The following is a 13,387-nucleotide window of genomic DNA, read 5'->3' as shown; positions in this document are numbered from 1 at the left end:
GCCGCACGCCCCGGACACCGGGACCGGGGATGCCCCAGGGGCGCCCCATGCGCTCCGTCCGGGCGCCTCAGCACCAGCGGGGCGGCTCCTCCCCGACACGCACGATGTGGCGCTCCGAGGACCAGACGTACGAGGAGTCGCTGAGCTTGTACCAGACCCGGTTGCCCTCGATCTTCTGCCCGTTGAGCCTGCAGACGATCCCCACCACCGCCCCATAGCCCTTCGAGCCCACCGCGCGGTACTCGTTGCTCGGCCCCGTACGCAGCACCACCCCCGCCCTGGCGACGATATGCGCCTCGTACGGGGCGAGGCTGTCATCGCCGTCGGCCGCCTGCACCGGACCTGCCACGACGGCCCCGCTCAGCGCACCGGACAGCACGCACAGGGCGAACGCACCGGCCAGGCCGGTCTTCGGCTTCGGAAACATGCGCTTCCTCCTGCGAAGGGGAGAGCCTCAGGGGAGTCCCTGCGGGGTGGATCGAGTGATGTCACCGGGCGTCACCTGACGGACGGGCCGGGGCCTGTGCCCCGCCGGCGGTGCTCATCGCACCCTTCCCCGGCAGCGAGTGCGGCTCCTGCCTGCCACGCGCCACGCTCCCGCAACGCGCCCTGCCGACTGCCTCGCTTCTCCTTTCACGCTAGAGAGGCACCGGATGGTACGCAACTCGTCACGGTGTGTAACGGGTGGGTAGGGATGCTGAGGCTGCCGCTGGGCCGGGAGGTGCTTCCCAGGGCGCGGAGGGGCCCTCCAACTGGCCGCCGCCGGAGCGCGGTTGAGCCGCCCGGAGGTGACGCAGGCGCGTGCGCCAGGCCGGCGGGGGTGCAGGGAGGTGCAGGACTGCGGGTCCGAGGGGCCAGTGCTGGGGCCCGACGCTGCGGCCATCAGCCATCAGCCATCAGCCATCAGTCGTCGGTCGTCGGCCATGAGCCGTCGGTCATCGGCCGTCGGTCATCGACCCTCGGTCATGGCCGAGGGGTCATGGGGCACATCAGGGGAGAATCAGGGGCCGTCCCGGGGTGACTCAGGGGCATTCCGGGTTGTTCCGTGAACGCGTCCAATGGCACTTTGTAAACTCGTCCAGACCGAAGAGAAGAAGAAGGCCGAGGCCGAGCTCGTCACGCTGATGCGGATGACCGAAGACATCGGTCGATGGCATGGACCTGAGCCACGACCACCGTGAGCGAGGGGCTATGGCGTACGTCACACCCGTGCACGCCGAGTGGAGGTCCCGTGCCGTCCCGCCTGTTGTGGGCCGTGGAGCGCGGGTGACCGTCCCCCTCGACGAAAGGCAGTATTAGCGTCATGACGACTCTCCGTTCCCGGATCATCGCCTGGGCCGGCCGTATGTATCTGGCGAGAACGCGCAGGAAGGGATTCGACCTGTCTCGAATGTCTTTCTTGCCCGAGTCCGTCCTGATGCCATTGCGGCGCGATGGTCTCGACCCCGTGGGCGATTTGGCGGCCGTCCGGGAGGCGGAGCCCGTCAGCAGGCTTCCCGTGCCCATAGCCGCCAACGTCTGGCTGGTCACCGGCTACGACGAGGTCAAGGCGGTACTGGGAAAGGCCAATGCCTTCAGTTCGGACTTCACCAACCTCGTCGGCAAGGCCGGCGCGGGTGCCGAACAGAACCCCGGCGGGCTGGGATTCGCCGACCCGCCGGTGCACACCCGCCTCCGGCGCCTCCTGACGCCCGAATTCACCATGCGCCGGCTCAGCAGGCTCACCCCCCGCATCCACGAGATCGTCGAGGAGCAGCTCGACGCCATGGAAAAGGCGGGCAAGGACGGCGACCCGGTCGACATCGTCCACTCTTTCGCCCTGCCCATCCCCTCCCTCGTCATTTGCGAACTCCTCGGCGTCCCTTACGAGGACCGCGCCGACTTCGAGCGCCTCAGCGCCGCCCGCTTCGACCTTTTCAGCGGAGCCAATGCCTCCTTCGGTGCCATATCGGAATCCCTTTCCTATTTCCGGGACATCGTCAAGAAGCAGCGTGAAAACCCGGGTGACGGTCTGCTCGGGATGATCGTGAAGGAACACGGCGACTCGGTCAGCGACGAAGAGCTGGCGGGCCTCGCCGACGGCGTCCTGACCGGCGGCTTCGAAACCACCGCCAGCATGCTGGCCCTCGGCGCCCTGGTCCTCCTCCAGGACCCCAAGCACTTCGCGGCCCTGAACGACGGTGACGACGTCGTCGACCGCTACGTCGAGGAACTCCTCCGCTACCTGACCGTCGTACAGGTCGCCTTCCCGCGCTTCGCCCGCGAGGACCTGGAAATCGGCGGTGTCCAGATCACCGCCGGAGATGTGGTGCTGTGCTCACTGAGCGGCGCGGACCGCGACGGAAAAATCGGCCCGGACATGGAACGGTTCGACCCCTCCCGCAACGTCCCCTCCCACCTCGCCTTCGGCTACGGCATCCACCGCTGCGTGGGCGCCGAACTCGCCCGCATGGAACTCCGCGCCGCCTACCCCGCCCTGGTACGCCGCTTCCCCCACATGCGCCTGGCCGCCAAGCCGGAGGACCTCGAATTCCGCAAACTATCCATCGTCTACGGCATCGAGTCGCTGCCGGTGCGGTTGGACGGCTGACCCCAACGGAATCTCCTCTTCCGCTCCGACCGGGCGTACGGCCGCCGAGCCCGGTGCCCGGTCGCTGTGTTGATGCGACGCCGGCGACGGAAGCCTCGCCGTCCCTCGCTCCCGGCCCGCACCTTCCAGCTCGACTCCCCCTCATTCCGGGCGAGTCGAGTTGCATTGCGACTTACGGCATACCGCACACGGCGGCCCGCACCTGAAAATGCCGTGCGGGGAAAGGCTTCGCCACGTCCCGTTTTCCAGCTGCGAAGGAAGCAATTCGATCGCCGAAAAAAACGGGGTGAGTCGAGTCCCCACCGGTCATCCATCGCTCGGGCACCTGCGTGGCCACCAAGTCGCCTGTGCAGCGGTCAAAGCTGGGGAGGTTCAGGTAGAGCTCTGGTCGTATCCGATCTCGTGAACGATGCGCCCGGTTGATTCCCTGATCGTTTCAAAAACGCTGACACCGATTGCTCTGTCTTCTTCGTTCCGGGCGGATTCTTCGTTCCGGGCGGATTCTTCGTTCCGGGCGGCTTCGCCATGGCCCTCTGGCGGGACCGGGCTCGCCCCTCACTCGCGACCGACGGCGAGGGAACGACAAAGAGCCGGACCCAGTGGGACTGGGTCCGGCTCTCGAAGTCTGGCACTTCAGCAGGTCAGCGGGTGTTTCACACTGCTCTTGCTGGAGTGCCCCCGGCAGGATTCGAACCTGCGCACACGGCTCCGGAGGCCGTTGCTCTATCCCCTGAGCTACGGGGGCGTTGTCGCCGGTTTGTGCGGCGACGGGTAGAACCCTACCAGCTCTGATGGGGTGTTCATGAACAGGTTTCGCGGGTGGCGGGGGAGGGAGTCGGCGGGGGGTGGGAGAGGGATTCCCCGGTTCCTAGCGCATGGGTGGCGAGTGGCGGTGGTGGTCGGGGAAAGGTCCCTCACACGGGGGCGGAAGTGGGGAAAACCGGGACGCAGTCGCAGGTGGGGTCCTAGTCTCATGGTGTGCCTGGCTTGTCCGGTCGGATCCTTGTAGTCGATGACAACAAGGTGATCCGGCAGTTGATCAGGGTCAATCTCGAGCTGGAGGGCTTCGAGGTCGTGACCGCGGCTGATGGTGCCGAGTGTCTGGATGTCGTGCACCACGTGAGACCTGATGTCGTGACCCTTGACGTCGTGATGCCGCGACTCAACGGTCTGCACACCGCGGCGCGGTTGCGCGCCGATCCGCGGACGTGGGACATCCCCATCGCCATCGTCAGTGCGTGTACCCAAGGCGAGGTGGACAACGGGGAGTCGGTGGGGGTGGACGCGTTTCTGGCGAAGCCGTTCGAGCCGGCGGACCTGGTGCGGACCGTGGGGAAGCTGGTGCGCGAGGGACGGCAGCGACAGCGCGGGCCCGAGGGCGGTGCCGACGACGAGGACGGGGAAAGCGACGGGGGCGGGGGAGTGGCGGAGCGTGGTGCTTCGTCCGGTGGGGTCGCGACGTCCGGTGGGGTGGGCATGGTGGACGCGGGTGGGGAGTAGGGGACGTGGCGGGAGAGGCGCCCTGGTCCGTCCGCCGGCCGCTGACCGGTGCACCTACCGCTGAACCACTGATGAACCGCTGAGCGGCCCCGCACGCTGATCGGTTCGACCTCGTATCGCTGTGCGTATCGGCATGCCGACTGTCCACAGGGCGAAACCGGGTCGCATGGGTACCCCCGGTCTCCCATACGCTTGTCCTGTGACCCCCGCTGAGCTCTCCCGTACCGTCCTGCGCTCCGTGCGTGGCGCGGTGGAGGAGCAGGAGCTCTCCGTGACCGTGCCGGCGCGGATCGTGGTGCAGCCGCCGCCGCGGCCCGGATGTGGGGACTACGCCTCCAATGTCGCGCTGCAGCTCGCCAAGCCGGCGGGCCGGCCGGCCCGCGAGGTGGCCGAGATTCTGCGGAAGCGGCTGGCCGGGAGCCCCGGGATCGCCCGGGTCGAGATCGCCGGGCCGGGGTTCCTGAATTTCACGCTGGGGGACGATGCGCAGGTCGCCCTGGTGCGGCAGGTGCTGGCGCAGGGCGACGGATACGGGGACCGGAGTGTCAGCAGCGGCACCGCCGGGAGCCCCCGGACTGCCGCGGCCGCTGGTGTTGCCGCTTCCGCCGCCGATTCCTCGACCCGCCCCGGCCCCGTGGCCGCCCCCCGAGGCGCCGCCGCCGGTGCCCGCGAGGCAGTGGTGGCCGAGGCCCTCGCGCGAATCGACGCGGCGGCCGGAGTTCCGGCCCGGACCGACTCCCACCCCGTCTCCGCCCCGCCGAACGACGCCCGCGGCCCCGTCGCCCCCCTCGACCCCGCCGACCCCGCCGACCTCCCGGCCCTCCTCAACCGCCTGGGCTCCGACGAAGCGCGCTGGGTGCTGTTGCGGCCGGCCGCGCACGATCCGGTGCGGCTGCCGGAGCGGCCCGTGCAGCGGGAGAGCAATCCGCGGTTCCGGGTGCAGTACGCGCATGCCCGGGTCCGGGCGCTGGTGCGGAACGCGGGTGAGCTGGGATTTTCGGGGGAGCCGGGGGACGTGGGGCGTTCCGTGACCGAGGGCGCTTCAGGTGTCCCGGATGCGGTGTCGCGACGGCCCGCATCCGGCGAAGGGGCCCAGGTGCCGGACGCCCCCGACCGCGCCCTTCAGGGGTTCCTCACGCTTCTCGCCACCTATCCCTCCGTCATCGAGGCCGCCGCGCGGCTGCGGGCGCCGGACCGGGTGGTGCGGCATCTGGAGGCGACGGCGGACGCGTACTTCCGCTGGCACGACGTCTTTCCGCCACTGCCCGCCGGGGAGCACAAACCCTTGGCCGTGCACCGGGCCCGGCTGGCGCTTGCCGAAGCCGGCGGGACGGTGCTCGCCAACGGCCTGCGTCTGCTCGGCATCTCCGCTCCCGAATACCTCTGAACCATTTTGAGGGGATCTCTCCGCTATGAGTCGTTCCGCGCATCCCGCAGGGCCCCGGCACGCCGATGTGTTGCCCGAAGGGCACTACGCCGGGCCGCCCGCCGATCTCAACTCTCTGGACCCGCGCGTCTGGTCCCGTACGGTCCGGCGCAATGCCGACGGCGTCGTGACCGTCGGCGGGCTGGACGTCACCGCGCTCGCCGAGGAGTTCGGTACGCCGGCCTACTTCCTGGACGAGGACGACTTCCGGGCGCGCTGCCGGGCCTGGAAGGACGCCTTCGGGGCGGACGCGGACGTGTTCTACGCCGGGAAGGCCTTCCTGTCGCGGGCGATCGTGCGGTGGCTGAACGAGGAAGGGCTGCATCTCGACGTCTGCTCCGGCGGTGAGCTGGCCACGGCGCTGGCGGCGGGCATGCCGGCCGAGCGGATCGCGCTGCACGGCAACAACAAGAGCACCGAGGAGATCACCCGGGCCGTGGAGGCGGGGGTCGGGCGGATCGTGCTCGACTCGTTCCAGGAGATCGTCCGGGTCGCGCACATCGCGGAGCGGCTGGGCAGGCGCCAGCGGGTGCAGATCCGGGTCACGGTCGGTGTCGAGGCGCACACCCACGAATTCATCGCGACCGCGCACGAGGACCAGAAGTTCGGCATCGCGCTGGCGGGCGGCCAGGCGGCCGAGGCCGTACGGCGCGCGCTCAAGCTGGACGGGCTGGAACTCATCGGAATTCACAGCCACATCGGGTCGCAGATCTTCGACATGGCCGGATTTGAAGTGTCCGCCCGCCGTGTCGTGCAATTGCTGACCGAAGTGCGCGACGAGCACGGCATCGAGCTGCCCGAGATCGATCTGGGCGGCGGCCTCGGCATCGCCTACACCTCGGACGACGACCCGCGCGAGCCGCACGAGATCGCGGTGGCGCTGGGCGACATCGTGCGCCGTGAGTGCGAGGCGGCGGGGCTCGCGGTGCCGCGGCTGTCGGTCGAGCCGGGCCGGGCGATCGTGGGGCCGACGGCGTTCACGCTGTACGAGGTCGGCACGGTCAAGGAGCTGGAGGGCCTGCGGACGTATGTGTCCGTGGACGGCGGGATGTCGGACAACATCCGCACCGCGCTCTACGACGCGGAGTACAGCGTGGCCCTGGTCTCGCGGACCTCCAGCGCCGAGCCGATGCTGTCGCGGGTGGTCGGCAAGCACTGCGAGAGCGGGGACATCGTCGTGCGCGACGCCTTCCTGCCCGCCGATGTGGCGCCCGGGGACCTGCTCGCGGTGCCGGCCACCGGTGCGTACTGCCGTTCCATGGCGAGCAACTACAACCACTCGCTGCGGCCGCCGGTCGTAGCTGTCAGGAACGGTGCGGCCAGGGTGATCGTCCGGCGGGAGACGGAGGAAGATCTCCTGCGGCTGGACGTCGGCTAGGGCCGGATCGCCGGGCCCCGGCCCGGGATGAAATAAATGTCTCGGCATCCGGACGACGGACGGAAATCGCCGTCCGGTGCGTGAGACTGGTGCATGAGCAAGCCGATAATCGCTGATCGATGAGAAGCAGGGGTCGAATGATGCGTACGCGTCCGTTGAAGGTGGCGCTCCTGGGCTGTGGAGTTGTCGGCTCAGAGGTGGCGCGCATCATGACGACGCACGCCGACGACCTCGCCGCCCGCATCGGCGCGCCCGTGGAGCTCGCCGGGATCGCCGTACGCCGCCCGGACCGGGTGCGCGAGGGTGTCCCGGCCGAGCTGGTCACCACCGACGCCACCGCGCTGGTCAAACGCGGCGACATTGATGTCGTGATCGAGGTGATCGGCGGTATCGAGCCGGCCCGCACGCTCATCACCACCGCCTTCGAGCACGGCGCGAGCGTGGTCTCCGCCAACAAGGCACTGGTCGCGGCGGACGGCGCGGCGCTGCACGCGGCGGCCGAGGCCAACGGCGCGGATCTCTACTACGAGGCCGCCGTCGCCGGCGCGATCCCGCTGGTGCGGCCGCTGCGCGAGTCGCTGGCCGGCGACAAGGTCAACCGGGTGCTCGGCATCGTCAACGGCACCACCAATTTCATTCTCGACAAGATGGATTCGACCGGCGCGGGCTACAGCGAGGCGCTGGACGAGGCCACCGCGCTGGGCTACGCCGAGGCCGACCCGACCGCCGATGTCGAGGGCTTCGACGCCGCCGCCAAGGCCGCGATCCTGGCCGGTATCGCCTTCCACACCCGGGTGACCATCGACGATGTGCACCGCGAGGGCCTCACCGAGGTCACCGCGGCCGATATCGCCTCCGCCAAGCGGATGGGGTGCACGGTCAAGCTGCTGGCGATCTGCGAGCGGGCCGCGGACGGCGCGTCGGTCACCGCGCGGGTGCACCCGGCGATGATTCCGCTGACGCATCCGCTCGCCTCCGTCCGTGAGGCGTACAACGCGGTCTTCATCGAGGCCGACGCGGCCGGTCAGCTGATGTTCTACGGGCCCGGCGCCGGCGGTTCGCCGACCGCCTCCGCGGTCCTCGGCGACCTCGTGGCGGTCTGCCGCAACAAGCTCTCCGGCACCACCGGGCCCGGCGAGTCCGCCTACACACGGCTGCCCGTCAGCCCCATGGGCGCGGTCATCACGCGGTACCACATCAGTCTCGACGTGGCCGACAAGCCCGGTGTACTCGCGCAGGTCGCGACCATCTTCGCCGAACACGGCGTATCGATCGATACGGTCCGTCAGCAGGGCAAGGACGGCGAGGCATCGCTCGTCATCGTCACCCACCGGGCGGCGGACGCGGCCCTGTCGTCGACCGTCGTGGCACTGCGCGAGCTCGACACCGTCCGCGGTGTCGCCAGCATCATGCGGGTCGAAGGGGAGTAGAGGAACCCATGTCAGCCAATTCCACCGTGTCCACGACGAGCAGTCAGTGGCGCGGGATCATCGAGGAATACCGCGACCGGCTCCCGGTCAGCGACACGACCGAGGTCGTCACCCTCCGGGAGGGCGGCACACCCCTCGTACCGGCCCAGGTCCTCTCCGAGCGCACCGGGTGTGAGGTGTACCTCAAGGTCGAGGGTGCCAACCCCACCGGCTCCTTCAAGGACCGCGGCATGACGATGGCCATCACCCGCGCCAAGGAGGAGGGCGCCAAGGCGGTCATCTGTGCCTCCACGGGCAACACCTCCGCCTCGGCCGCGGCCTACGCGGTCCGCGCGGGCATGGTCTGTGCGGTGCTCGTCCCACAGGGCAAGATCGCGCTCGGCAAGATGGGCCAGGCCCTGGTCCATGGCGCCAAGATCCTCCAGGTCGACGGAAATTTCGACGACTGTCTGACGCTGGCCCGGCGGCTCTCCGACAACTACCCCGTCGCACTTGTGAACTCCGTGAACCCGGTACGCATCGAGGGCCAGAAGACCGCGGCCTTCGAAATCGTCGACATGCTCGCCGACGCGCCCGACATCCATGTGCTGCCCGTCGGAAACGCCGGCAACATCACCGCGTACTGGCGGGGCTACCAGGAGTACGCGGCCGACGGCATCGCCTCCCGCACTCCGCGCATGTGGGGCTTCCAGGCCTCCGGCAGCGCCCCGATCGTGCGCGGCGAGGTCGTCAAGGACCCGACGACCATCGCCACCGCGATCCGCATCGGAAACCCCGCCTCGTGGGCGAACGCCGAGCGGGCGCGGGACGAGTCCGGCGGCTTCATCGATGACGTGACCGACCGTCAAATCCTGTCCGCCTACCGCCTGTTGGCCGCGCAGGAGGGGGTCTTCGTGGAGCCCGCCTCGGCCGCGTCGGTCGCCGGTCTGCTCAAGGCCGCCGAGGAGGGCAAGGTCGACCCCGGCCAGCGCATCGTCTGCACGGTCACCGGCAACGGACTCAAGGACCCGGACTGGGCGGTGGCCGGCGCGCCGCAGCCGGTCACGGTCCCGATCGACGCGGACGCCGCCGCCGAGCGCCTCGGCCTCGCCTAGGACACCCGCCGTACGGGCTGGCCCGTTCGTACGGCCTCCGGTGACGGGACGCGGCGTGCGTCCCGTCACCTCCCGCACAGCGCATTGTGCAAAGCCAGCAAAGCCAGCAAAAGGCCGTAGAGGTCAGGGAAAGCGGCGCTGGGGCACGGGACGGTGCGCGACACGCATCGTGCGCCTCCTGTGCGCCCTATGTCGCGACAGAACCTTCCTTCGATAGGCTGGCAGCAACTCCCCTCCCCACGGCATGACGCAGTGGTGTGCAGGGCAGGTCAGAACGGTCCCCATGAGCCGGCCGGGCGCCTCGGTGCCGCGGCGTTCCGGGGCAGTACCGCAGCATCAATCAAGGAGAGTCATCGAGCGATGGCCGGTCCCGCGTTCCGCGCCGCCGCCGTCCGGGTGCGCACCCCCGCTACCAGCGCCAATCTCGGTCCCGGCTTCGATGCCCTGGGTCTTTCCCTGGGCCTGTACGACGATGTCGTGGTGCGTGTCGCCGACTCCGGGCTGCATGTCGACATCGCAGGTGAGGGCGCCGACAGCCTGCCCCGCGACGAGAGCCATCTGCTCGTACGGTCGATGCGCACCGCCTTCGACCTGCTCGGCGGACAGCCGCGCGGCCTGGAAATCGTCTGCGCCAACCGCATTCCGCACGGCCGTGGCCTCGGGTCCTCCTCGGCCGCCATCTGCGCCGGCATCGTCGCCGCGCGCGCCGTGACCATAGGCGGCGAGCAAAAGCTCGACGACACCGCACTGCTGGAACTGGCCACCGAGATCGAGGGCCACCCCGACAATGTCGCCGCCTGCCTGCTGGGCGGTTTCACGCTCGCCTGGATGGACTCCGGCACCGCACGCGCGATCCGGATGGATCCCGCCGATTCCATCGTTCCGGTGGTCTTCGTGCCCGGAAAGCCGGTGCTCACCGAGACCGCCCGCGGACTGCTGCCGCGCACCGTCCCGCATGTGGACGCCGCGGCCAACGCCGGTCGCGCCGCACTGCTCGTCGAGGCGCTGACCAGGCGCCCCGAGCTGCTGCTCGCCGCGACCGAGGACCGACTCCACCAGGAATACCGCGCTCCCGCGATGCCGGAGAGCGTGGCCCTGGTGAACCGGCTGCGCGCGGACGGCGTCCCCGCAGTCGTGTCCGGTGCGGGCCCGACGGTGCTCGCGCTGGTCGAGGACGCGGCGGCCGAGAAGGTCGCGGCACTGGCGGGCGAGGGGTGGGCGGCGAACCGTCTGGCCCTCGACGCGGCGGGCGCCTGCGTACTGCCGCTCGCCGGGTGAGCGCGCAGGTGACCGACGATTGCCGGTCTTGGAGAGGGGGAATGTTTGTTGGATCCGGTAGTGTTAACCTCAAGTCAGTACTCGACGCCTGAGCGGCGCGGTGCTTCGTGTCCCCCATCGGGACCACTTTCTTCCGGGAGCCTCCCAAACTGCTTGGCGCAATTGTCACAACCGGCAATTGCCTGAGCGGGAGTGAGCACGCTCCGGAATCGGCGTGGTGAATGGCCACTCTGCATCTCCTCACGCCGGCGCCATGAACTGATCTCTCCGCCATTTCCGGCGGGACCACCGCCCCGGCCCGGTCCACCAGACCAAGGACCCAGCCGGACAGCACAACCGGTCGCCGAGCCAGACAGGCCGACGCCCGCTCCAGGGAAGGACCCTTCGTGAGCGACACCACCGATCTGATGGGCGCGCGTACCGATGGCAGTGCCACCGCGCCCGCCACGGACGCTCCCGCTGCGCCTGCAACCACGCGGCGCCGCCGTTCCGGCACCGGCCTTGACGGCATGGTCCTGGCAGAGCTGCAGCAGGTCGCCTCCGGCCTCGGCATCAAGGGCACCGCGCGGATGCGCAAGAGCCAGCTGATCGAGGTCATCAAGGAGAAGCAGGCCACCGGCCCGGGCTCCGGTGCCAAGGCCGACGCGTCCGCCGACACCGAGACCAAGCCCAAGCGCCGTACGACCTCCAAGGCCCGTACCGGCGAGGGCGGCGCGGAGCAGGCCGCCGGCAAGGCAGCCGCGTCCGACAAGGGCGCCAAGGCCGCCGACAAGGCCGGGGCCCAGCAGCAGATCGACATCCCCGGCCAGCCCGTCAGCGACGAGCAGCCGGCCGGCGAGCGCCGCCGGCGCCGCGCCACCGCCGCCGCGGGCAGCCCCGAGGCCGTCTCCGGCGACCTCAAGACCGACACCAAGGTCGAGGCGAAGACCGAGACCCGGACCGAGGCCAGGACCGACACCGCGGTCTCCCCCCAGGAGACCGGCGAGGGCCGTCCGGGCAAGAGCGGCGAGCGCCAGGAGCGCGGGGACCGCCAGGACCGCGGCCAGAAGGGCGACCGCGGGGACCGCGGCCAGCGCCAGCGGGACCGCGGCGACCGCGGTGACCGCCGCAAGGGCGACGCCGGTGACGGTGGCCAGGGCGGTCAGGGCGGTCAGGGCGGCCAGGGCGGCCAGCGTCAGCGCGACCGCCGCAATGACGACGACGACGACTTCGAGGGCGGCCGCCGGGGCCGTCGCGGCCGCTACCGCGACCGCCGGGGCCGGCGCGGCGGCCGCGAGGACTTCGGCAACGAGCCGCAGGTCACCGAGGACGACGTCCTGATCCCCGTCGCGGGCATCCTCGACATCCTCGACAACTACGCGTTCATCCGGACCTCCGGCTACCTGCCGGGCCCGAACGACGTGTACGTCTCGCTCGCCCAGGTCCGCAAGAACGGCCTGCGCAAGGGTGACCACGTCACCGGCGCGGTCCGCCAGCCCAAGGACGGCGAGCGGCGCGAGAAGTTCAACGCGCTGGTCCGTCTCGACACGGTCAACAGCGTGGCGCCCGAACAGGGCCGCGGGCGGCCGGAGTTCGGGAAGCTGACGCCCCTTTACCCGCAGGAGCGACTGCGTCTGGAGGGTGAGTCGGGCGGTCTGACGACCCGGATCATCGATCTGGTCACGCCGATCGGCAAGGGCCAGCGTGGTCTGATCGTGGCCCCGCCGAAGACCGGCAAGACCATGATCATGCAGGCGATCGCCAACTCGATCACCCGCAACAACCCCGAGTGCCACCTGATGGTCGTCCTCGTCGACGAGCGTCCCGAAGAGGTCACCGACATGCAGCGGTCGGTCAAGGGCGAGGTCATCTCCTCGACCTTCGACCGCCCGGCCGAGGACCACACCACCGTCGCGGAGCTGGCCATCGAGCGCGCCAAGCGCCTGGTGGAGCTGGGCCACGACGTGGTCGTCCTGCTGGACTCGATCACCCGTCTGGGACGTGCGTACAACCTCGCCGCCCCGGCCTCCGGCCGCATCCTGTCCGGTGGTGTCGACTCGACCGCGCTCTACCCGCCGAAGCGCTTCTTCGGTGCGGCGCGCAACATCGAGGACGGCGGTTCGCTGACCATCCTGGCCACCGCGCTGGTCGAGACCGGCTCGCGGATGGACGAGGTGATCTTCGAGGAGTTCAAGGGCACCGGCAACCTCGAGCTCAAGCTCGACCGCAAGCTCTCGGACAAGCGCATCTTCCCGGCGGTGGACGTGGACGCGTCCAGCACCCGTAAGGAAGAGATCCTCATGGGCAGCGACGAGCTCGCCGTCGTGTGGAAGCTGCGCCGGGTGCTGCACGCCCTGGACCAGCAGCAGGCCATCGAGCTGCTGCTGGACAAGATGAAGCAGACGAAGTCCAACGCGGAGTTCCTGCTCCAGATCCAGAAGACGACGCCGACCACGGGCAACGGCAACGACTGACGCCCGCGGGCGCGTCCGGCGCCGTCCACGAAGCCCCCCTCGCCCGAGCGGCGAGGGGGGCTTCGTGCTGTCCGCCGCCTGCCGGGCGGCCCCAGGGGCGCACTGTGACCTGCGCCCTGTCCGGCGGGGCCCACAGGTGCCGGGTTTGAGACGTTCCGCACAGATCCACTGCTACCCACGCGGTTTCGGCCAGGGCGGAAATCGGGACGAAAGCCCAGGTGGGAAGGACGAAGGTCCC

9 protein-coding genes and 1 tRNA gene are annotated in these 13,387 nt (G+C 70.0%); 8 read left to right on the top strand and 2 right to left on the bottom strand.

Going from position 1 to position 13,387, the window contains the following annotated elements; genetic code table 11:
- Window positions 1–67: 67 nt before the first annotated feature.
- Entirely contained in the window at window positions 68–427 is a 360-nt protein-coding gene (locus tag OIU81_RS11325; RefSeq protein WP_329146438.1) for a hypothetical protein, read from the bottom strand.
- An 876-nt stretch (window positions 428–1,303) separates the two neighbouring features.
- Here OIU81_RS11325 and OIU81_RS11320 point away from each other — a divergent pair.
- The gene (locus OIU81_RS11320; RefSeq protein WP_329146436.1) at window positions 1,304–2,590 is read left to right on the top strand and encodes a cytochrome P450; all 1,287 of its coding nucleotides are present in this window, start codon (window positions 1,304–1,306) and stop codon (window positions 2,588–2,590) included.
- Between the two features lie 673 nt (window positions 2,591–3,263).
- On the opposite strand, the gene OIU81_RS11315 is transcribed toward OIU81_RS11320, so the two are convergent.
- Window positions 3,264–3,335, bottom strand: a tRNA-Arg gene (locus tag OIU81_RS11315).
- Between the two features lie 233 nt (window positions 3,336–3,568).
- Here OIU81_RS11315 and OIU81_RS11310 point away from each other — a divergent pair.
- The 7 genes from OIU81_RS11310 to rho all read left to right on the top strand — a co-directional run bounded on the left by OIU81_RS11310 (window position 3,569) and on the right by rho (window position 13,149).
- Window positions 3,569–4,090, top strand: a complete 522-nt coding sequence (locus tag OIU81_RS11310; RefSeq protein WP_443073970.1) for a response regulator — start codon at window positions 3,569–3,571, stop codon at window positions 4,088–4,090.
- A 199-nt stretch (window positions 4,091–4,289) separates the two neighbouring features.
- Complete coding sequence (gene nrtL, locus OIU81_RS11305; RefSeq protein ID WP_329146432.1) at window positions 4,290–5,477, top strand: ArgS-related anticodon-binding protein NrtL; 1,188 nt, start codon at window positions 4,290–4,292, stop codon at window positions 5,475–5,477.
- Between the two features lie 25 nt (window positions 5,478–5,502).
- Window positions 5,503–6,894 (top strand): diaminopimelate decarboxylase, encoded by a 1,392-nt coding sequence (gene lysA, locus OIU81_RS11300; RefSeq protein WP_329146430.1) that lies wholly within the window; start codon window positions 5,503–5,505, stop codon window positions 6,892–6,894.
- 137 nt (window positions 6,895–7,031) lie between these two features.
- Window positions 7,032–8,324 (top strand): homoserine dehydrogenase, encoded by a 1,293-nt coding sequence (locus OIU81_RS11295; protein WP_329146429.1) that lies wholly within the window; start codon window positions 7,032–7,034, stop codon window positions 8,322–8,324.
- 8 nt (window positions 8,325–8,332) lie between these two features.
- Entirely contained in the window at window positions 8,333–9,418 is a 1,086-nt protein-coding gene (gene thrC, locus OIU81_RS11290; protein ID WP_329146427.1) for a threonine synthase, read from the top strand.
- A gap of 360 nt (window positions 9,419–9,778) precedes the next feature.
- The gene (gene thrB, locus OIU81_RS11285) at window positions 9,779–10,696 is read left to right on the top strand and encodes a homoserine kinase (RefSeq protein ID WP_329146426.1); all 918 of its coding nucleotides are present in this window, start codon (window positions 9,779–9,781) and stop codon (window positions 10,694–10,696) included.
- A gap of 386 nt (window positions 10,697–11,082) precedes the next feature.
- Window positions 11,083–13,149, top strand: a complete 2,067-nt coding sequence (gene rho / locus OIU81_RS11280) for a transcription termination factor Rho (RefSeq protein WP_329146424.1) — start codon at window positions 11,083–11,085, stop codon at window positions 13,147–13,149.
- Window positions 13,150–13,387 lie beyond the last annotated feature (238 nt).

The sequence above is a fragment of the Streptomyces sp. NBC_01454 genome, from assembly GCF_036227565.1.
Lineage (GTDB): Bacteria > Actinomycetota > Actinomycetes > Streptomycetales > Streptomycetaceae > Streptomyces.
Note: the sequence above shows the minus strand (reverse complement) of the source record. Positions and strands in the feature narration are given on the sequence as shown.